Raw genomic sequence first — 19,409 nt, forward strand, 5'->3', positions numbered from 1 at the left:
AAGACGCAATCGGTGATAGGGAGAAGCAGACATGAGCAACAGGGATGAACACCGTGCCCGGATGCTGCGCAATCTCTACGCAGCCTATATCGATCACCGCAAGGATATCGTGGGCGCGATGCTGACGGATGATTTCACTTTTTCCAGTCCGCAGGACGATCACATCGACCGTGCCACCTATTTCGAGCGCTGCTGGCCGAACGAGCCGGCACTCAATGCCTTCGACATCGAGTTCCTGGCGGTTCAGGGTGATGAGGGCGTCGTGCGTTACCGCGCCGAAATGGCTGGCGGCAAGGCCTTCCGCAACATGGAGAGCTTTCGCTTCGCCGGCGACAGGATAGCGGCGGTCGATGTCTATTTCGGCCGCAATACGACTTAGAAAAACCGTATCGCCGATGTAGCGACAATAATGATCGAAACCGCGACCATCAGCGGTTTAACCGGCAGCCGCTTGACGAGGATCGCGCCGAAGGGGGCGGCGATCACGCCGCCGATGATCAGCCCGACCGCCGAGCCGAGCTCCGACCAGCCGAGCGTCAGCATGAAGGTGATCGAAATGATCAGCGTCACCGCGAATTCGGTGAAGCTGGTCGAGCCGATCACTCGCTTCGGATCGTGACCGCGGCCGACGAGCGAGCTGGTGACGATCGGTCCCCACCCGCCGCCGCCGACCGCATCCAGCACGCCGCCGCAAAGCCCGACAGGTGGCACCATCCAGTCGCGGACGTCGCGTTTGCGCGTCGGGTGGAAGGCTTTCCAGAGAATGATGAGGCCAATGGCGATCAGATAGGCTGAGACGAAGGGCTCGATCACCTTGCCGTCGACACTTGCAAGCAGGAAGGCGCCGACCGCCCCGCCGATCATGCCGGCGGGTGCGAGCCGCGCCACGAGCTTCCAGTCGACATTGCGGTGCCAGACATGGGAAATGCCCGACGCTGCCGTCGTGAACATTTCTGTCACATGGGTCATGGCGCTGGCATTGGCGACCGGCACGCCGAGCGCCAGCAGGCTGGTCGTGGACAACACGCCGAAGGCCATGCCGAGAGCTCCGTCGACGATCTGTGCGCAGAAACCAACGACAATGAAGAGGAAGAAATCGGTGGTCATGAAAGTCCCTGACGAGCGAAGGTCCTGATGCAAACGCATTAAGGGCGAAAAAACTCCGCCTCAAACATTCGAGCGCCGCTTGAGGCGGATGACCTTGAAGAAGCCGTTTGGGAAGACCGGTAGTATTTCGATCGCATCGAAACCGCTCGCGCGTGCCCAGTCGGTGATCCGACTGATCCGGAAAGACGAGCTCCAACCGATCCGCCGGGCAAGCGGCGCCACCACCTCCTCGATTGCGCCCTGCAGCCCGATACCATCGCCGAGCTTGCTGGCAAGGATGATCTCGCCGCCCGGCCTCAAAACGCGGGCGCATTCGTCTAGCACCTGTTCCGGATCGGGGATGAGCGTGATGACGAAAGGCAGGCAGACAGCATCGAAAGATTTGTCGTCGAAGGCCAGCGCATGCGCGTCCATCACCTTTAATTGGTGCACATGGAAAAGCTTGTGGCGGGCGATTTTTTCTCGCGCCTTGGCGATCATGTGCTCGGAAATGTCGATTCCCGTCACCCGGCAGCGTCGCGGATAGTGGGAAAGCACCAGCCCGGTGCCGACGCCGATTTCCAGAATGTCGGCGCCGGCGTCAGCAGCGAGCCGCGCCAGCGTGCGGTGCCCATCGCGCAGGATGCTGCGATAGACCCGGTCATAGACCGGTGCCCAGCGCTGATAGATTTTCTGCTGGTCTTCAGCCTGTTTTTGTACGTGTCCCCGATTTTGAACTTGTCCCATGTCAGCGCCTCCTCCAGACCCTGCCTTCAAACTCGCGAAGACAGGCTCCGGTTCCGGCGACAGGCAAAGGACTGTCAGTCGTGCCACTTTTGTTTTCGGCGGAAAGTTCCCTCTCGCCGAAGAGAGCCTGGATCACTCTGCCGGCGGCGTGCGCAGATCGGCTTCGATGGCGGCGAGCTCGTCGTTGACGGAGCCGGCGATCATGCCGCTGCGCAGCGACTTGTTGGAAATGTCGATCATCGGCGCGAAGGTGGCAGCCGGCATGCGGACCTCCTCCTTCACAGGCTCTTCGACGGGCAATGCGTCGGCAAGGGCTGGACGATCGCCGCGCGCCACTTCGAGCTGGCCGCTGAGGATCGCGCGTTCGGCGCGAAGCTGGCGGATTTCCGACTTGGCGATTTCCAGGCTCGTGCGGAGCTGGCTGATTTCGTAACGGTCGGTATCGAGGCGCGTATCGAGATCGTGCTTGAAGGCTTCGATCTCGCGGTCGCGCTTGTTGCGCTGGCTTTCGGCCTCGCGCAGCTTCAAGACGAGATCATTGCTGTGGGCGGCGAGCTCACGGCGGGCCGCTTCGCTTTCCGTGCCGTTGAGGCGCACGCGGTTGATCTCGTCGGTCATCCGCTCCAGGCGCGCCAGAGCCGTGGCAAGCTCGGACTTGGTGCGCTTCAGTTCCACGCGGGTGGACTGCAACTCTTCGTCCGTCATCTTGTTGCGGCTATTGGCGGTCGACAGCAGCTTCTCGATGAGTTCAGACTTGGAACCGACTGCTTCGTGTTTGGTACGCAGGTTGGCGATCTCGAGCGTCGAAGAGGTTTCCAGCGTCTCGAACTCAGCTTCCAGGCGGCGATAACGCTCCTCGGAGGCGGCCAGGTCCTGCTTCAGGTTGGCGACGGAGGACTGCAGGCCGCGTGTCAGCGCCTCATGCTCCGAAAGATTGGTCCTGAGGTGGCTGCGCTCTTCATTGAGGCGGGCGATTTCGCGAAGCTGGATGCTGTTTTCCCGGCGTGAGCTTTCGGCGAGCAGCTGATGGGCCGTGGTTTCCAGCTCCAGCTTCTCGCGGGTGCTCGTCAGCTCGCGGCTGCGCGCATCAAGGTCCTGCTGTGTGCGGCGAAGCTGCGAGGAAACCTCGTCGAATTGCAGCGCCCGGTCGCGAATCTCTCGCTCGGCATCGATCAGCCGCGCCTCGACGACGGTGAATTCTTCCCGCGTCAGCTCGTGCACGCCCTGCAGCTTCACCAGTTCTTCGCGGTAAGTGCCGGCCTCGACGCGAAGCTGGCTGCCGTCGAGTTTCAGCTCCTTGTTGTCGGCCGTCAGGCGCTGGTTTTCCTGATCGGCCTTGCGCCGCGCATTGCTCTCATAGTCGAGCAGCGAGCTCAAACGCGAACATTCGGCCCTCAGCGCGCCCGTTTCGTTGAGCGAGTGGCTGTGTGCGCCGAGCAGCGAGGAAACCCGCTCCTGCAGCGACGTCAAGCTGACCAGCAGCTCCTCGGAAGACTGCTTGTTTTCCTCGATCGCTGTGCCGAAAGCCTGGAAATCGTCGATTTCCGAAACGCTGTACTGCACCGGCGGTTTGTCCACGAGACCCGTCTGTTCGGTGACGGACAACGTCTGGCGATGGCTGGATACTCTCAAACCCGGCTTGACGGGTTCTTCATTACGACGAAAAAAGCTCATGACCATCACACGCCCCGAAGTTGATGTCAGAAGTCCCTGAAATGATTTATGTTATGCTAATTAAGTTAATTCTGTCGAAGGTTGTGCTAAAACTCTCCGATAGCCATGGGTTGCATCTAAGACGCGCTATTCATCGCCTGTCAAAGCGCCCAAAAGAAATTAACAGATTTTTATTGAAATCCCGGCGGCCGCCCTTACTGCATAATTCCTTAAATCGGAATCGATTTAAGGATGAAATTATGCGGCAATTTAAAGTGCTACAGCGGCCTTTGCGCGTCTGAAAAGACGCGCGGCGCGGTTGAGCGGGACGCGAGCAGGGCTCATTTTCCGGATGGGGCTCAAAGGAAATGCGGGCTTGGCGGGGGAGGGCATTTTATTCCTTTATATGCCATCTTCCCGTCTTGCCGTCATACCGGCTTCATATCCCGCAAAGCGCGGCACGGCCTGTGATTTGCGCTTTTGGAGAGAGCCCGTTGCGAGAGGTAATTTTTCCTCGAAGTCGTTGTTTTTTGATAATTCGCCGGTTGCCACTCCGTGCTTCCCCTCCTATGTTCCGCCTCACCTGCCGATGACGCAATCTATTGCCAAGAGGAGATCTGATATGGCTTTCGAATTGCCTGAACTTCCCTATGACTACGACGCCCTTGCTCCCTTCATGTCGAAGGAGACGCTGGAGTTCCACCACGACAAGCACCACAAGGCTTACGTCGACAACGGCAACAAGCTTGCAGCGGAAGCCGGCCTGGCCGATCTCTCCCTGGAAGAGGTCGTCAAGAAGTCCTTCGGCACCAATGCCGGCCTGTTCAACAATGCTGCCCAGCACTACAACCACATCCATTTCTGGAAGTGGATGAAGAAGGGTGGCGGCGGCAACAAGCTGCCGGGCAAGCTCGAAGCTGCCTTCACTTCCGATCTCGGCGGCTATGACAAGTTCAAGGCCGATTTCGCCGCTGCCGGCGCAACGCAGTTCGGCTCCGGCTGGGCCTGGGTTTCCGTCAAGAACGGCAAGCTCGAAATCTCCAAGACCCCGAACGGCGAGAACCCGCTCGTGCACGGTGCGACCCCGATCCTCGGCGTCGACGTGTGGGAACACTCCTATTACATCGACTACCGCAACCTGCGCCCGAAGTACCTCGAGGCCTTCATCGACAGCCTGATCAACTGGGACTACGTGCTGGAACGCTACGAAGCGGCGACGAAGTAAGTTCTTACGAACATTCGGCTTTTCAGCACCCGGCGCCGCAAGCGCCGGGTGTTTTCGTTTCCGCGAGAGCCTGGCACACCGGCAATTGGAAGATTGCTTGACTCATTCATAGCCATCTGGCTATAAGTGAATCCATAGCTAAACGGGTATGAATTCGCATGTCGAATGCTCATGACGCGCTTTTCAGGGCGCTTTCCGATCCGACCCGAAGGGCGATCTTCGAGCGCCTGTGCCGCGAAGGCGAGAAGACTGTCGGCGCGCTGACGGCGCGGGCCGGTGTTTCTCAGCCTGTCGTATCGAAGCATCTGGCGGTGCTCAAAACCGCCGGCCTCGTGCGCGACCGTCATGAAGGCCGCCAGACCCATTATACCGCCGAGATCAAGGCGCTTGCGCCTCTGGCGGACTGGACGACAGAGATGACCGGCTTCTGGGAGAAGCGGTTCGACGATCTCGAAGATCTGCTCAAAAGGATGGACCAATGAACGAGACCTTGCCTGAAATCCGCTCCGTTGTCGTCGAGCGGGAGATCGCCTTCCCGCCCGAAAAGATCTGGCGCGCGCTGACCCAGCCGCATCTGATCGAGGAATGGCTGATGAAGAACGACTTCAAGCCCGTTGCGGATCAACGCTTCAAGCTCAGCGCCGAATGGGGCTCCGTCGATTGCCGAGTATTGGAGATAGAGCCGAACAGGACGCTTGCCTATACCTGGGATGCCTACGGCCTCGAAAGCACCGTCACCTGGACGCTGACACCCATCGATTCAGGCACCCATCTGCGCATGGAACAGTCCGGCTTCCGCCCGGATCAGGAGCAGGCCTATCAGGGCGCCAAGTTCGGATGGCAGCGCTTCTTCGAAAATCTGCAGCAGGTTCTGGCACGCGCGGATTGATACGGACACAAGGCATCGGCCTGAGGAGGAATATCAATGAATTGGAACAAGTCTATTCGTCAGCTCCACCGTTGGCTGTCGATCATCTTCACGGTGACAGTCATTGCCAATTTCGTCACGATGGCAGTCGGTACACCGCCGGTCTGGGTGGTCTATTCGCCGCTGCCGCCACTTTTCCTGCTTATGTTCAGCGGCCTCTACATGTTCGCGTTGCCCTTCTTTACCGGTCGCCGTGAACAGGCATCGGCCGCAAGCTGAGGCATCGCAGGGGCTTCCTATCAAAAGGTCGCGGCTGGCCGCAGCGTCATATCGCTGTCATCCGCGGTCTCTACATCACGCCGTATGTCATCAGCTGATCTTCCTCTTTTCCGCTTCGGCATCATCGCCGATCCGCAATATGCCGCCATCGAACCACAGGTCGAGATGGGGCGCTACTATGCCAACAGCCTCGCCAAGGTCGCGTCCGCGATCGAGACCTTCAATGGCGAGGAACTGAGCTTCGTCATGACGCTCGGCGATATCATCGACCGCGATTTCATGAGTTTCGACGATATCCTGCCGGTCTATGACACGCTGCATCACGAAGCGTTCTTCCTGCTCGGCAATCACGATTTCGGCGTCGCCCCTGACCATCTGGAAAAGGTCGCGGAACGGGTCGGCATGCCGGCGCCTTATTATAGTTTCCAACGCCACGCTTTCCGTTTCATCGTGCTCAACGGCAACGAGGTCAGCACTTTTGCGCCACCGGAGGGCCATGCCTTCCGTGCACTCGGCCGCGAGCGTCTGGCGGCTCTGCTGGCGGCCGGCGCCGATAACGCCCATGAGTGGAACGCATCGCTGAGCGACGAGCAGTTCGGCTGGCTGGCCGGCGAAATCGAAAGGGCGAAGACTGCGAGCGAGAAGGTGATCGTCATGAATCACTTCCCCGTTCATCCGCCCTGCGAGCATGACATGTGGGATCGCGAGCGCATTGTCGAACTGCTGTCTTCGCAGGACAATGTCGTTGCCTATCTCAACGGCCATAACCATGTCGGCAACTACGGCAAGGTCGGTGGCTGCCACTTCGTCAATTTCAAGGGCGTGGTCGATACCGAGAGCGAAAACACCTTCGCCATCGTCGATGTCTACGCGAACCGAATGGAAATCCGCGGTTTCGGCCGCGAGGATAGTCGCACGCTCAACTACTAAGACACTTCCGTTGCGATCGCCGCCGGCTGGACCCGGTGCTCCTGCGCGTCCTTCTTCGGCGGCGTGCCGAACATGCGCGAATATTCGCGGCTGAACTGCGAGGCGCTTTCATAGCCCACCTGATAGGCGGCATTGGCAGCATTGATGCCATCGGCCACCATGAGCCGCCGCGCTTCCAGAAGCCGCAACTGTTTCTGATATTGCAGGGGGCTCATAGAGGTCAGCATCTTGAAATGCTGGTGAAAGGAGGATGGGCTCATCCTTGCTGCCGCCGCCAGCTGCTCCACTCGCACCGGCGCCGTGAAATTGTCGCGCAGCAGGTGAATGGCATCTGCCACACGCCGCGTCTGGCTGCCGGGCAGCGCCAGCTTGCAGACCTCGCTGCTGTTTTCGCCTGACAGCAGCCAGAAGCTGATCTCGCGCAGGATCGCCTGTCGCAGGATCGGGACAGATTTCGGTGCGCCCAGCATGCGCATCAGCCGCAGGATGCAGTCCTGCAGCTCTGCCCCGAAATGCTGCACGAAAACGCCGGGACCGCCTTCACCCGAAGGCTTCGGCGGAGTTTCCATTGCCTCCAGAACGTCGCGCAGAATAGTGACATCGAGTTCCAGCGTCAGCGCGATCATCGGCCGTTCCGCGCTTGCCTCTATCACCTGGCCGAAGGCCGGCATTTCCACGCTGATAACCAGCGCCTGCATGGCTCTATAGGTATAGAGCCGCTCTCCGAACATGATCTGCTTGGCGCCGTCGATGATGATGCAGAGCGCCGGCCGATAGATCGCAGGCTTCGGCATGGTCAGCGTGGAAGAACGCATCAGGTAGAAGCCGGGCAGGGCAGTTGCAAACAGCCCGTCGTCGCCGCCATGGCTGTCCATGTACTGGTTGAGTACAGTCTTGATTTCATTGGACATCGTCGTTCTCCGGATGGCGGCCTTTGCGGGCCATCTTACTCCGTAGACGGGAGGCGACAACCTGTTTGGAGGAATAGGCAAGAAGTTCGACGTTTTCGGCATTCAAGAAAAAGGGTGTCAGGACCTAGATTCCAGTCATCCTAACAAGGAGTAACCGAGATGACAGATCAGAACACGAATTCGAAAACCGCAATCGTCACCGGCGGCAGCCGCGGCCTTGGCCGCAATACCGTCGTCAGCCTCGCCCGTGATGGCGTCGACGTGATCTTCACTTACAACTCCAATCGCGCCGAGGCCGACAAGGTCGTGGCCGAAGTCGAAGCACTCGGCCGCAAGGCCTCCGCCCTGCAGCTCGATACCGGCAATGTCGCCGTCTTCGATGCTTTCGTGGAAAATGTCCGCTCGGTGCTGAAGGGCTGGGGCCGCGAGCGCTTCGATTTTCTCGTCAACAATGCCGGTACCAGCTACCATGCATCGATCCTCGAGACGACCGAGGAGGAAATGGACAGGCTCTACAACATCCATTTCAAGGGCGTCTTCTTCCTGACCCAGAAGCTGCTGCCCGTAATCGCCGACGGCGGCCGCATCGTCAATCTTTCCAGCGGTCTTGCCCGCGTCACCGTGCCGGGTTCCTCGGCCTACGGCTCGCTCAAGGGGGCGGTCGAAGTGTTGACGCGTTACATGGCCAATGAGCTTGGTTCTCGCGGCATCGCCGTCAACACGGTCGCACCTGGCGCCATCGCTACCGATTTCAGCGGCGGCATGGTGCGCGACAATCCGGAGATCAACCGCAGGGTCGCCTCCATGACGGCGCTTGGCCGCGCCGGCGTGCCCGACGATATCGGCCCGATGATTGCCTCGCTGCTGACGGAGGCCAACCGCTGGGTCAACGCCCAGCGCATCGAGGTCTCCGGCGGCATGGCACTCTGAGTTCTTGCTGGGTGGGTAAGAGGGGCTGGCAAGCTTGGCTCATGCGTTGGCCGCCAGCGGCTTCTCCGTCCAGCTCTCGGTCCAGAGCGTGCGCAGACCATCACCTTCACCCTTGAAGAAGACGTTGGCCTCCACGCAGGCCTCCACCCGGTCGCCGCGGAAATTGCGGATCGCCTGCCTGAGTTCGCACCAGGCAACGATATTGGCCGTCTGGGAATAATAGATCAGCGCGATCGGGCGGATCATCCGTTCGGTCGCGCGTCCCATTTCGTCGCGATAGCTCAGGGTTAGCTTGCGCTCGTCGCGGATCGCCCGCCGAACGATGGCAAGGTCAACGCCTGCGGGCGCCGGGGCGATCGTGCCCCAGGCATAGAGCGCCTTGTTTTCCATCGCCTGGCGCAACGGTGCGGGTACTGCACCGGCAAGCTTCTGGTTGACGCGCCGCGCCGCAAGCTTCAGCTCTTCGTCGCCGGTGCGCTCCAGGAGCGCCAGCGACAGCACGATCGCTTCCGTCTCTTCGATCGAAAACATCAGCGGCGGCAGATCGAAGCCCGGCCGCATGATATAGCCAATGCCGCGTCCGCCCTCAATCGGCACGCGCATCGCCTGCAGCGCAGCGATGTCGCGGTAGATCGAGCGCACCGTCACCTCCAGCCTCTCGGCCATGACCGCTGCGGTCATCGGCTTCTTGGCCAGCCGCAATATCTGGATGATCTCGAAAAGCCTGGAGGCCTTGCGCATTTGTCGCCCTTTCTCCAACGCTCCTGACAATACACTGTCAGTTGGCTTCCCGTATAGAGCCATCTATCGGATTGAAATTGATACGCTTCCAGAAAAGTGCACGAAAATACGGGACGGACAACTGACATGGATTATCACCAAAGCCTCTGGCTCTACTTCACCCTTCTCTTCGGCATCATCATCGTGCCGGGCATGGACATGCTCTTCGTGCTCGCCAATGCGCTGACCGGCGGCACCAGACGCGGCCTTGCCGCCACCAGCGGCATCATGCTGGGTGGGGCGGTGCATTCGGCCTATGGTGCGGCGGGGGTGGGCATTCTCGTCGCCATGCTGCCTGGCGTCTTCAACCTGCTTCTCTTTGCCGGCGTAGCCTATATGATCTGGATCGGCATCTCGCTGATGAAGAGTTCGATCAAGGTGGAGGCGGTCGGCCCCGGCACGGCGCGATCCACCTGGAAGGCGTTCCGGCAGGGGGCGGTCACCTGCCTCGTCAATCCCAAGGCCTATATCTTCGTGCTCGCCGTCTACCCGCAATTCATAAAGCCGGAATATGGGCCGATCTGGCTGCAAGGCCTGATCATGGGCATCATGACAGTACTGACGCAGCTTGCCGTTTATGGCACGCTCGCCATGACCGCCGGTCGCAGCCGTGATCTCCTGGTTTCCAACCCGAATACGACTGCCGTCATCGGCCGTCTCGCCGGCCTGCTGCTGGTCGTCATATCCGCGATCAGCCTTTGGCAAGGGTGGAAGACGGCCTGAGCTCGTTCCTATCACATTGTTTTTATGAGGATCCGGCCAAACGTGACTATGCGGCCACATGGATTTTGTCATGATCCCGGTGCAGATTGCCCTCGGCCGGCTTCGCCGGCGGAACAATGGAGAGAGAATCATGAATTGGAAAGCAGTAGCGGCGGCTGTGGCGTTCGCCGGCATTGCCCTCGGTTCGGCCATGGCTGTCGACGGCACCCATGACGCACGCATCGGAATGATGAAGCAGATCGGTGGTGCCGCAGGTGCGCTATCCGCCATCGCCAAAGGCACGAAGCCCTATGATGCGGATGCCGTCAAGGCGGCGCTGACGACGATCGCCACCACGGCGAAAGCCTTCCCGGACCAGTTCAAGCCGGGCACCGAGACGGGCGACCCGGAAGCGAGCCCGAAGATCTGGGAAAACATGGATGACTTCAAGGCGCGCGCGGCGAAACTGTCTACCGACGCCGAAACCGTGCTCGCCCAGCTTCCGGCCGATGCTGCCGGCGTCGGCGCTGCGCTGAACACGGTCGGCGGCAATTGCGGCGGCTGTCATCAGCTCTATCGCATCAAGAACGACTAGGCGACAGAGCTGTTCTCGCATGATCCCGTCATCCGCACCGGCTCTTGCCGCCGGTGCGGATCGCCTTATTCTCTTCCGGCACCGGGGCCGGGGAACGCCCCTGAACATTGATAGTAAGGAGAGGCGGCGCATGGTCCGCAGGTTCATCCGCTTTGTGCTCTGTCTCATCGGCGTCGTCGTGATCGGCGGCGCAGTTTTTTATTTCGTCACCGCGCCGGATCCGTTTCCGGAAAGCCACTGGGCCAATCTCGGCACTCCTGACGTCGCGAATGGTGAAAAGGTGTTCTGGGCGGGCGGCTGTGTCAGCTGTCATGCGACACCCGGTGCGCAAGGCGATGCGAAGCTGACCCTTGCCGGCGGCCTTGCGCTCAAAAGCCCCTTCGGCACCTTCCATGTGCCCAATATTTCCCCCGATGAGCAGGCTGGCATAGGTCGCTGGACGCTCGCTCAGTTCGGCAATGCCATGAAGCGCGGCGTCGGCCCCGACGGCCAGCATCTCTACCCGTCCTTCCCTTATGGCTCCTATACGCGCGTGAGTGACAAGGACGTCAACGATCTCTTCGCCTATCTGAAGACCCTGCCGAAGAGCAGTAATGTCGCGCCCCCGCATGAACTGCCGTTCCCCTTCAATATCCGCCTGGCGCTCGGTGGCTGGAGGCTTCTCTATTTCAACGATCAGCCGCGCGTCGTGCTCGCCAATGCCGATGACAAGGTGAAGCGCGGCCAGTATCTGGTCGAGGGTCTCGGCCATTGCGGCGAATGCCACACCCCGCGCGATTCCCTCGGCGGCTTCGTCCGCGACCAATGGCTTGCCGGCGCCCCGAACCCGGAAGGCAAGGGCCTCATACCCGATATCACGCCGGGCTCGAAGAGCGTCGGCTCCTGGAGCGAGGCCGATATCACCAACTACCTGCAGACCGGCTTCACCCCCGATTTCGACTCCGCCGGTGGCCAGATGGTGGACGTGCAGCAGAACATCGCCCATCTGCCGCAGTCCGATATCGAAGCGATCTCCGCCTATCTGAAGGCGGTTCCGAGCAAGTAGCGCTTGCAAAAAGTGCTAGCACTTCCTATCATCGTGACATGAATGCTCGGCATCGCAAGACATTGGCGGCAATCTTCCGCGACCCGGTTTCCGGAACGATCGCATGGGCCGATGTCGAAGGCCTGCTGATCGCCGTTGGTTGTCATGTTGTCGAGGGAAACGGCTCCCGCGTTCGCTTCGAGAAGGATGGCCATCTGGCCTTCTTTCATCGCCCCCATCCGGAGAAGGAAGCGAAACGCTATCAGATCAGAGATGCCCGCCGCTTCCTGCTGGAGATCGGAATAGAAACATGAACGTGATGGAATACAAGGGCTATGCTGCCCGCATCGAATTCGATGCCGAAGATGAAATCTTCTTCGGCAATATTGCCGGCATTGCCGATGTTGTCGGTTTCCATGCAGATACGGTCGAAGGCCTGAAGGTCGCTTTTCATGAGGCGGTGGATGACTACATCGAGACTTGCCGCAGGCTTGGCAAGGAACCTCACAAGTCCTATTCCGGCAGGATGATGTTCCGTGTCGACCCCGATGTTCATGCTCGCGCGGCCAAGGCCGCGGAGTTGGCCGGAAAGAGCCTGAACCAGTGGGCTGAGGAAGTGCTGTCGAAGGCGGCCGCAGCCTGATCTCTTCCTCCCGCCCCGCTCAAGCGTGGCACGCCACATTGTGCCCATGAAACATCCGTCGCTTGAGGAAACAGACGTAGCGATCGCCCGCATGCAGGAGCGGCTTGCCGTGCGCAATGCCGTTCTTGCGCGCTGGTTTTCCGATACACTTGCCGTCATGGAGGCAAAAATCGCGAGCCGCCTCGACGATCCCGCCGATCTGGCGCAGGCAAGGGCTGCGGCGTTCCTTTTTGTGAAGAAAGCGATGCACCAATGGGCGAGCCGCCCGGCGCATGAGGTGGCCGCCGGCAACAGTCTTCCGAAAGAGACGCGGCCATCGAAGTGATCGGTCTCTGCAGCGCGGCTCAGGCCGCCTTCGGCTGATGCTCCGCGCCGAGGATCTGCACATAGGTGTCGAGTTCTTCGCCGCCGAAGCCGAGTCCCCGATAGATCTCTGCCGTAAAGGTGATCGGTGCAGAACCGGGCGCAGTCACGATCATGCCTGACCGTACCGCCTGCGGCCCGTCGCGATAGTGCGCCTGGCCGCGATAGCCTTCGGCGCCGGCGATGAAATCCGGCGCATTGCTGGTATGCGGAATGTCATTCAATACACCGGCGCGCGCCAGCGCCAGCGTCCCGCCGCAGATGGCCGCCGTAAGCTTGCCGCGCGCGATGAAGTCGGTGATCACGGACGAAAGGTCGGGTGCCTTTTCCGTCTCCCAGATCGTTCCCCCGCAGACGACAAGTGCATCGAAGGCGTCGCCATGCAGGTTCTCGGCTATCGTATCGGGCGTCACCCGCAGGCCGCCCATGGAGCGTACTTCCGCGCCACCGGGACTTGCCGTCACCACATCGAAGCCGAAATGAGTGCGGGCGGAGGCAGCAAGCTGCCCCACTTCCCAGTCCGCGAAGCCTTCGGTCAGAACCACCGCCAGTCGGGTCATGCTTTCCTCCCTTGCAAGATGGCCGAGCGGCTGGAACCACTCACGACAGGGACTGCATATAGCGCATGCCGGTGACCGGGCGAGGGGTGAAGTCCATCTGTTCGTAGAAGCGGTGTGCCTTGAGGTTGCCGGTCGCAGCGCTGACGGAGAGGTAGTCGCAACCTGCAAGCCGTGCCGTTTCACGGGCGCGGTCGACGAGAAGCTGGCCCGTGCCGTGGCCGCGATGGCCGTCACGCACGAAAAGGTGATGCAGGTCCATGCCGCGCTTGCCTTCCTGCGCCCTGTAGAGCGGAACGAGGATGGCGTAGCCGATCAGACCTTCGCTGCCGTCGGCGACGATGGCCGAAATCCATGGCGTCGGACCGAAGAGATCGCGTTCGAGCTGTTCCGGCGTCGAGACGGAACTATCGCCGTGATGGATGGCGAGAAGGCCGATCATCTCGTGGAGTTCGGGTATGTCGCGGGGCTTTGCAGTGCGGATCGTCACGACCGGCGGTCGCATGAGCGATATTTCGCTGTCTTCGATTTCAAGCATGGTCTTCGCGTCCTTTTCGAAGTTTATGCCGCCAGGACGCTGCCGATACAACAAAGCCGCCTGACGGCGGCTTGTTGACATTATGATCTGTCTCGGCCGCCCTTTACAGGTACAGCCAAAAATACGAGCGGTTATGGTGCGCGATCACGATCATGCGGAGATCAATCCTCCTAAACCGCTCGTTTGTCAATGGCAGATGGGCGCGGAACTGACCATTGCCGGATTGCTTTTTATGGAATGCAGGATAGGGTACCCCTCTATACTAATTTCGAGATCACCGTGTCCCACACCACTCATCAGAAGAAGAAGCTCATCGCCCGCGTCAGTCGCCTCCGCGGCCAGCTCGAAGCCGTCGAGCGTGCGCTGGAAGCCGAGCGCCCCTGCGGCGAGATCCTGCAGCTTCTGGCCTCCGTGCGGGGCGCGCTGACGGGGCTGACGGGCGAGGTGCTGGACGATCACCTGCACGAACATGTGCTGCATGCCGCCGACGGGAAGGCGAGGGCGGAAGCGGTTGAAGAAATATCGGAAGTATTGCGAACCTATATCCGCTGAGCCGGATCGATAAGGAGATGGCGATGATATCGGGAACGAATACCCACGAACATGAGCATGTCTTCCTCGGAGAGGACCATGCCCGCAACGAACGCCGCATCTGGCTGGTGATTGCGCTGACGGCGGTCATGATGGTGGTCGAAATAGTCGCCGGCACAATCTACGGCTCGATGGCACTGGTGGCCGACGGCTGGCATATGTCCACCCATGCCAGTGCGCTGCTCATTTCCGCGCTTGCCTATCTCTTCGCCCGCAAACAGGCCCGCAACCCGCGCTTCACTTTCGGCACCGGCAAGCTCGGCGATCTCGCCGGCTTCGCGAGCGCCATCATTCTGGCGATGATTGCCCTGCTGATGGGATGGGAAAGCTTCCTGCGCATCACGTCGCCCGTGCCGATCAGCTTCGGCCAGGCGATCGCCGTCGCCGTCATCGGCCTTGCCGTCAACCTCATCAGTGCCTGGATGTTGAGCGGTAGCGGCGGCCATCATCATGGACATGGACATGATCACCATCATGATCATCACCACGGCCACGATCATGGCCACCATGGTCATGCGGATAACAATATTCGCTCCGCCTATATGCACGTCGTCGCCGACGCATTGACCTCGGTGCTCGCCATTGCAGCACTCACTTTTGGCGGCCTCTATGGCTGGCTCTGGCTCGATCCGCTGATGGGTATCGTCGGCGCTCTCATCATCGCCCAATGGTCCTGGGGGCTGTTGAAATCCTCGGGCGCTGTTCTGCTCGATGTGCTCCCGGAGGGTGAAACGCTGCCGGATGAAATCCGTGATGTGATAGAAGGCGATGGCGACCGCATCACCGATCTGCATGTCTGGCAGGTCGGCCCCGGCCATCATGCTGCGATCGTCGCGGTGCTGACGCCGCGGTCGCGCGACACCGCCTTCTACAAGGAGAGGCTTTCGAGCCTGGACGAGTTGTCGCATGTGACTGTGGAAGTTACGCGCGCCGCCTGATTCCGCCAAAAAGCCGAGATGCCGCCGCAATCGGGCCTTACGCCTGTGAACCTGATTCCCCGGAGGTCTTCATGAATCACAGCCTGACCCGCCGCAGCTTCATGGGCTCCGCATTGCTGCTGCCTGCGCTGGGTTTTGCGCCCGGCGTATACGCACAGCAGCAACAGGACGACGATATCGACAAGCGGCTTGCAGCGCTGGAAGCGCGTATCGGCGGGCGTCTCGGGGTCTCCGTTCTCGACAGCGACACGAACATCTCCTTCGGCTATCGCGGCAGCGAGCCCTTCGCCATGTGCAGCACCTTCAAGGTTCTGGCCGCCGGCCTCGTTCTCGCCCGTGTCGATAAGGGTGATGAAAAGCTCGACCGGCGGGTCACCTACGGCAAGGAAAAGCTCGTCACCTATTCGCCCGAGACCGAAAAGCACGCCGGCGGCGAAGGCATGACGATGGCCGAGATCTGCAAGGCCGGCATTACGCTGAGCGACAATACGGCCGGCAACCTGATGCTGGAAAGTTTCGGCGGCCCGGCTGCACTCACCGACTGGCTGCGCTCCATCGGCGACGGCACGACAAGGCTCGACCGCATGGAAACTGCGCTGAACGAGGCGACGAAAGGCGATCCGCGCGATACGACCACGCCGGATGCCATGCTCGATACGCTCGGCAACATCGCTCTCGGCTCGGTCCTGACGGAAAGCTCTGCAAATCAGTTGGTCGATTGGATGGTTGCGAACACGACCGGTGGGGCGCGCCTGCGTGCGGGCCTGCCGTCCGATTGGAAGATCGGTGACAAGACAGGAACAGGCGATAACGGTTCGGCCGGCGATATCGCCATCATCTGGCCACCCAAACGCGGCCCGATCGTCGCCGCCGTCTATATGGCGGAAACGACCGTGAAGATGGATGAGTTCAACCCCGTCTTCGCCGAAGTCGGCAAAATGATCACCGAGATGGTCTGAAGCGGTGAAGATTTCGCCGTTCGGCAGGAGCCGAGCGGCCTTGGTTTCGTCGCAGCGATGCAAGTGAATTTGCTGATTACCGCATTGACATCAGATTCGTCATCAGACCTGCTTTGATTTCGAGCACCGGGCGATTGATCTCTGGTTGACCGATATCTCTCAGCTGATCAGGCGTCAGGTCCGCCAGCACTTTCCGTCTCGCGACGGCTCTGCGCCACTGCCTCACGGCAGCGGCCAATATCGTGATGCTGTTCACCCTGGACTCGGACACTTGTCGTTTCGGCGCGCTGACGGCGGCGGGAGTTTCCGTGTGAGCCATTTCCCAGTCTCCTATTTGTGAGATGTGCGAGTGGAATGTCCCATACGGGTGTTTTCGGGCTGTTGGGCTGGGCGTGAACGGGCAAGAAAACTTCGACAAGCCGCCGCTAAATCGGTGTTAAATCCGTCTTCCCAAATGCTATTCTGCGGCGGTGATCCAAATCTGGAGACTTTCTGTGCGCATCAGGTTGCTAGGCGGCCTCGAAGTTACCTCCCTGGACGACCGGCAAGTGCGCTTCGCCACGCGCAAGACGTCGCTTCTTTTTGCTGCCCTGGTCCTTGCAGGCCGCCGCGGTTGTCGCAGGGAACTGCTTTCCGAAGCCTTCTGGCCGGGACGAAGCAATGAACAGGCCCGCAATAGCCTGCGGCAGGCGCTGGTCGATATCAGGCGGGCGTTCCCGGCGAGCAGTGAAGCCAGCGTCTACATCGACGGGGATCAGGAGACAGTCGTCCTGATTTTCGGCCCGGACGAAGCCGACATTTCGATCTTCGACCGGAACCTGGAGGCGGGCCGGCCCGCTGACCTTGCCTTTGCTGCGGACCTCTACCGCGGTGAGGTGCTTGCCGGCGAGGCCATTCCAGATGGACTGGATGGGTGGTTCGGACCTTACCAGAGCACGTATCGGCGCAAGGCGCTGCAGCTCGTGGAGCGGTTGAGCCTCATGCTCTCCGATCCGGGCTCCGCGGAAGAGCCAGCCTGCGAAGGGCTCGCCGAGAGACTGCTCGCCGCAGACCCAACGATGGAAGCCGCCCATCGGGCGCTGATGCGGATCCACATCCTGAGGGGGCACGAGAACGCGGCCATGCGCCAGTTCGAGGCCTGCCGGACTCTCGTGAAGAAGCATCTCGGCGCCGAACCCGAAGCAGAGACATCCTCCCTGGCCGTTTCGCTGCAGTTGCGACAACAACCCGGATATCAGCCGGCCGCACCGGGGCCCGACGTCATCCCGCAGATGCAGGCCGTCTCAGCCCCGACGAAGCATCACGATCGGCCATCGGTTGCGGTGTTGGCATTTCAGAATTTGAGCGGCGATCCAGAGCAGGAATATTTTGCCGATGGCATCGTGGAGGATATCACGATCGCCCTCGCTCAATTCCGCCATCTCTACGTCATCGCGCGGAATTCGAGCTTCACCTACAAGGGGCAGGCCGTTGACATCAAGCAGGTCGGGCGCGAGTTGAACGTGCGCTACGTGGTCGAGGGAAGTGTGCGCCGCACGGGCGACCGGCTCCGTATTGCCGGACAACTTATCGACACCTCGACGGGTGCGCATCTTTGGGCAGACCGTTTTGATGGGACGCTTGCAAATATATTCGATCTTCAGGATCAGGTGGCCTCGAGTATCGTCGGCGCAATAACGCCGAAAGTAGAGGAGGCGGAGATAGAGCGCGCCAAACGCAAGCCGACGGAGAGCCTCGACGCTTACGACTATTATCTGCGCGGGCTGGCGGCTTTTGACCGGACGATCACCAACAGATCGGTCATCGACGAAGCCTTGCGGCTGTTCATGAAGGCGATCGAGCGCGACCCGGAGTTCGCCACAGCTTATGCCCGGGCGGCGCGATGCTACGCAACCCGAAAGAGCAATGGCTGGATGACCAATCCCGCTGAGGAGATTGCCGAAGCGACCCGACTGGCGAGAAGAGCGGTCGAACTTGGCTGGGACGATGCGGTTGCGCTCTCCTACGGTGGGTATGTCCTCGGCTATGTCGGCGGCGATCTCGATGACAGTGCGGCCTGTATCGATCGCGCGCTCTTCCTCAACCCGAATCTCGCCGCTGCCCTGGGCACCAGCAGCTGGGTGAAAGCCTGCCTTGGCGAGCCCGACAAGGCCGTCGAACATGCAGCCCTCGCCATGCGTCTGAGCCCTTTGGATCCGCGCCTGTTTGCCTGGCAGTTCAACACCGGCCTGGCTCATTTCTGTGCCGGACATTATGAAGATGCCGCCGTCTGGGCGGCAAGATCGTTGCGCCACCAGCCGAACTATCCGAGCGCGATGCGCGTGATGGCGGCGGGCCAGGTCATGAGCGGGCGGAGTGCGGAAGCGCAGGGAACGATCGCTCGCCTGTGCCAGTTGGATCCTGCGCTCCGGCTTTCGAATCTCGCCGATGTCCTGCCGCCGTTTCGGCGACCGGACGACCGAAACCGATATATCGCGGCTCTTCGAATGGCGGGGTTGCCGGAATAAAAAAGCCGCGAAGAGTGCTCTGCGCGGCATCTCGGTTGGTGTTCCAGCCTCAGGCGGTGGGAACGTCGTCTGCCGTCTCGGTTCCGCCATCCTCGATACCGGCGAGTTCGCGCTTGATCTGCTCGGCGATTTCCTTCTCGATGGCAGCGCGATCATCCGCGGACATTGCCTTGAGATCGTCCTCTGTGAGATTATGAGCGGCCAAATAGCGCGCACGGATGAATTCCTCGGGCGTCATGCTGCTCCACTCGCTGAATTCAGCAGCTACGCGTTTATTTGCCTCCTTGATGGTTGCCTCCTCATTGGATGGCGGGTTGATGTAGGTCTCGTTGCCGGCCTGCACCGCCCACATCGTATTGGCGATCGACGGCGGTGTCGTGCTCGGCTGCAAGCCGGCGCCGGATTGATTACGCGTGCTGCCGCTGAATTCGTCGGTCTGCTTGTTCTTGGATTTGCCCTGCTCGAAAAGCGAACCAAGGCCGGAGTAAATTGAAAGGCTGCTACCGATTTCCATGAAAGAATCCCCCTGAAAAACGGCAGCAGCATGATGGGGCAATCCTGCCCCGAGCTTGTGTCTCCTCCG

General features: G+C 60.5%; 27 protein-coding genes. 17 read left to right on the forward strand and 10 right to left on the reverse strand.

All coding sequences use genetic code 11. The features are described 5' to 3' along the window. Window positions 1-31 precede the first annotated feature (31 nt). Entirely contained in the window at window positions 32-379 is a 348-nt protein-coding gene (locus KQ933_RS03210; protein ID WP_216757359.1) for a nuclear transport factor 2 family protein, read from the forward strand. Here the strand turns inward: KQ933_RS03210 and KQ933_RS03215 are convergent. The 4 genes from KQ933_RS03215 to KQ933_RS03230 all read right to left on the reverse strand — a co-directional run bounded on the left by KQ933_RS03215 (window position 376) and on the right by KQ933_RS03230 (window position 4,038). Beyond that, the gene (locus KQ933_RS03215; protein WP_216757360.1) at window positions 376-1,107 is read right to left on the reverse strand and encodes a sulfite exporter TauE/SafE family protein; all 732 of its coding nucleotides are present in this window, start codon (window positions 1,105-1,107) and stop codon (window positions 376-378) included. The two genes, KQ933_RS03210 and KQ933_RS03215, sit on opposite strands and share 4 nt — an antisense overlap. A gap of 60 nt (window positions 1,108-1,167) precedes the next feature. Beyond that, window positions 1,168-1,833 (reverse strand): class I SAM-dependent methyltransferase, encoded by a 666-nt coding sequence (locus KQ933_RS03220; protein ID WP_216757361.1) that lies wholly within the window; start codon window positions 1,831-1,833, stop codon window positions 1,168-1,170. Window positions 1,834-1,965: 132 nt separating this feature from the next. Continuing rightward, window positions 1,966-3,507: a hypothetical protein gene (locus tag KQ933_RS03225; protein ID WP_253958266.1), complete on the reverse strand. Its 1,542-nt coding sequence runs from the start codon at window positions 3,505-3,507 to the stop codon at window positions 1,966-1,968. Window positions 3,508-3,888: 381 nt separating this feature from the next. Continuing rightward, window positions 3,889-4,038: a hypothetical protein gene (locus tag KQ933_RS03230; RefSeq protein WP_216757363.1), complete on the reverse strand. Its 150-nt coding sequence runs from the start codon at window positions 4,036-4,038 to the stop codon at window positions 3,889-3,891. A gap of 70 nt (window positions 4,039-4,108) precedes the next feature. Here KQ933_RS03230 and KQ933_RS03235 point away from each other — a divergent pair, with 70 nt between their 5' ends. From KQ933_RS03235 to KQ933_RS03255, 5 genes are all read left to right on the forward strand, one after another. Next, on the forward strand, window positions 4,109-4,711 hold the full coding sequence (locus KQ933_RS03235) for a superoxide dismutase (protein WP_183735651.1): 603 nt from the start codon (window positions 4,109-4,111) through the stop codon (window positions 4,709-4,711). 158 nt (window positions 4,712-4,869) lie between these two features. After that, window positions 4,870-5,193: a helix-turn-helix transcriptional regulator gene (locus tag KQ933_RS03240; RefSeq protein ID WP_216757364.1), complete on the forward strand. Its 324-nt coding sequence runs from the start codon at window positions 4,870-4,872 to the stop codon at window positions 5,191-5,193. Then, the gene (locus KQ933_RS03245) at window positions 5,190-5,600 is read left to right on the forward strand and encodes an SRPBCC domain-containing protein (RefSeq protein ID WP_216757365.1); all 411 of its coding nucleotides are present in this window, start codon (window positions 5,190-5,192) and stop codon (window positions 5,598-5,600) included. Before KQ933_RS03240 ends, KQ933_RS03245 begins: the two co-directional genes overlap by 4 nt. A gap of 36 nt (window positions 5,601-5,636) precedes the next feature. After that, the gene (locus KQ933_RS03250) at window positions 5,637-5,858 is read left to right on the forward strand and encodes a hypothetical protein (RefSeq protein ID WP_216757366.1); all 222 of its coding nucleotides are present in this window, start codon (window positions 5,637-5,639) and stop codon (window positions 5,856-5,858) included. 84 nt (window positions 5,859-5,942) lie between these two features. Further along, on the forward strand, window positions 5,943-6,788 hold the full coding sequence (locus KQ933_RS03255) for a metallophosphoesterase (RefSeq protein ID WP_216757367.1): 846 nt from the start codon (window positions 5,943-5,945) through the stop codon (window positions 6,786-6,788). Here KQ933_RS03255 and KQ933_RS03260 read toward each other — a convergent pair. Next, on the reverse strand, window positions 6,785-7,699 hold the full coding sequence (locus KQ933_RS03260) for an AraC family transcriptional regulator (RefSeq protein WP_216757368.1): 915 nt from the start codon (window positions 7,697-7,699) through the stop codon (window positions 6,785-6,787). The genes KQ933_RS03255 and KQ933_RS03260 overlap by 4 nt on opposite strands. A 159-nt stretch (window positions 7,700-7,858) precedes the next feature. Between KQ933_RS03260 and KQ933_RS03265 the strand changes: the two genes are divergently transcribed. Continuing rightward, window positions 7,859-8,629, forward strand: a complete 771-nt coding sequence (locus KQ933_RS03265) for an SDR family NAD(P)-dependent oxidoreductase (RefSeq protein WP_216757369.1) — start codon at window positions 7,859-7,861, stop codon at window positions 8,627-8,629. Window positions 8,630-8,668: 39 nt separating this feature from the next. Here KQ933_RS03265 and KQ933_RS03270 read toward each other — a convergent pair whose 3' ends face one another. Continuing rightward, on the reverse strand, window positions 8,669-9,370 hold the full coding sequence (locus KQ933_RS03270; RefSeq protein WP_216757370.1) for a YafY family protein: 702 nt from the start codon (window positions 9,368-9,370) through the stop codon (window positions 8,669-8,671). A gap of 126 nt (window positions 9,371-9,496) precedes the next feature. Between KQ933_RS03270 and KQ933_RS03275 the strand changes: the two genes are divergently transcribed. The 6 genes from KQ933_RS03275 to KQ933_RS03300 all read left to right on the forward strand — a co-directional run bounded on the left by KQ933_RS03275 (window position 9,497) and on the right by KQ933_RS03300 (window position 12,698). After that, entirely contained in the window at window positions 9,497-10,132 is a 636-nt protein-coding gene (locus KQ933_RS03275; protein WP_216757371.1) for a LysE family translocator, read from the forward strand. Window positions 10,133-10,262: 130 nt separating this feature from the next. Continuing rightward, the gene (locus KQ933_RS03280) at window positions 10,263-10,706 is read left to right on the forward strand and encodes a cytochrome c (RefSeq protein ID WP_216757372.1); all 444 of its coding nucleotides are present in this window, start codon (window positions 10,263-10,265) and stop codon (window positions 10,704-10,706) included. Between the two features lie 130 nt (window positions 10,707-10,836). Then, entirely contained in the window at window positions 10,837-11,751 is a 915-nt protein-coding gene (locus KQ933_RS03285; RefSeq protein WP_216757373.1) for a cytochrome c, read from the forward strand. A gap of 38 nt (window positions 11,752-11,789) precedes the next feature. Further along, window positions 11,790-12,044 (forward strand): type II toxin-antitoxin system HicA family toxin, encoded by a 255-nt coding sequence (locus KQ933_RS03290; protein WP_216757374.1) that lies wholly within the window; start codon window positions 11,790-11,792, stop codon window positions 12,042-12,044. Beyond that, the gene (locus KQ933_RS03295) at window positions 12,041-12,373 is read left to right on the forward strand and encodes a type II toxin-antitoxin system HicB family antitoxin (RefSeq protein WP_216757375.1); all 333 of its coding nucleotides are present in this window, start codon (window positions 12,041-12,043) and stop codon (window positions 12,371-12,373) included. The genes KQ933_RS03290 and KQ933_RS03295 overlap by 4 nt, the downstream gene beginning before the upstream one ends. A 46-nt stretch (window positions 12,374-12,419) precedes the next feature. Continuing rightward, window positions 12,420-12,698 (forward strand): hypothetical protein, encoded by a 279-nt coding sequence (locus KQ933_RS03300; protein WP_216757376.1) that lies wholly within the window; start codon window positions 12,420-12,422, stop codon window positions 12,696-12,698. Window positions 12,699-12,717: 19 nt separating this feature from the next. Here the strand turns inward: KQ933_RS03300 and KQ933_RS03305 are convergent, their stop codons facing one another. Then, entirely contained in the window at window positions 12,718-13,296 is a 579-nt protein-coding gene (locus KQ933_RS03305; RefSeq protein WP_216757377.1) for a type 1 glutamine amidotransferase family protein, read from the reverse strand. A gap of 40 nt (window positions 13,297-13,336) precedes the next feature. Then, entirely contained in the window at window positions 13,337-13,831 is a 495-nt protein-coding gene (locus KQ933_RS03310; protein ID WP_216757378.1) for a GNAT family N-acetyltransferase, read from the reverse strand. 279 nt (window positions 13,832-14,110) lie between these two features. Between KQ933_RS03310 and dmeR the strand changes: the two genes are divergently transcribed. The 3 genes from dmeR to bla all read left to right on the forward strand — a co-directional run bounded on the left by dmeR (window position 14,111) and on the right by bla (window position 16,319). Beyond that, window positions 14,111-14,383 carry a Ni(II)/Co(II)-sensing transcriptional repressor DmeR gene (gene dmeR / locus KQ933_RS03315; protein ID WP_216757379.1) on the forward strand — a complete coding sequence of 91 codons (273 nt, stop codon included), beginning with the start codon at window positions 14,111-14,113 and terminating at the stop codon, window positions 14,381-14,383. A 23-nt stretch (window positions 14,384-14,406) separates the two neighbouring features. Continuing rightward, on the forward strand, window positions 14,407-15,360 hold the full coding sequence (gene dmeF, locus KQ933_RS03320) for a CDF family Co(II)/Ni(II) efflux transporter DmeF (RefSeq protein WP_216757380.1): 954 nt from the start codon (window positions 14,407-14,409) through the stop codon (window positions 15,358-15,360). A 71-nt stretch (window positions 15,361-15,431) separates the two neighbouring features. Continuing rightward, complete coding sequence (bla, locus tag KQ933_RS03325; RefSeq protein ID WP_216757381.1) at window positions 15,432-16,319, forward strand: class A beta-lactamase; 888 nt, start codon at window positions 15,432-15,434, stop codon at window positions 16,317-16,319. Between the two features lie 76 nt (window positions 16,320-16,395). Here the strand turns inward: bla and KQ933_RS03330 are convergent, their stop codons facing one another. After that, complete coding sequence (locus tag KQ933_RS03330) at window positions 16,396-16,638, reverse strand: DUF1127 domain-containing protein (RefSeq protein WP_216757382.1); 243 nt, start codon at window positions 16,636-16,638, stop codon at window positions 16,396-16,398. Window positions 16,639-16,813: 175 nt separating this feature from the next. Between KQ933_RS03330 and KQ933_RS03335 the strand changes: the two genes are divergently transcribed. Then, window positions 16,814-18,826, forward strand: coding sequence for a BTAD domain-containing putative transcriptional regulator (locus tag KQ933_RS03335; protein ID WP_216757383.1), 2,013 nt, complete (start codon window positions 16,814-16,816; stop codon window positions 18,824-18,826). 49 nt (window positions 18,827-18,875) lie between these two features. Here KQ933_RS03335 and KQ933_RS03340 read toward each other — a convergent pair whose 3' ends face one another. Next, window positions 18,876-19,340 carry a hypothetical protein gene (locus tag KQ933_RS03340; protein ID WP_216757384.1) on the reverse strand — a complete coding sequence of 155 codons (465 nt, stop codon included), beginning with the start codon at window positions 19,338-19,340 and terminating at the stop codon, window positions 18,876-18,878. Window positions 19,341-19,409: the final 69 nt, after the last annotated feature.

The organism is Rhizobium sp. WYJ-E13, from assembly GCF_018987265.1.
GTDB lineage: Bacteria > Pseudomonadota > Alphaproteobacteria > Rhizobiales > Rhizobiaceae > Rhizobium.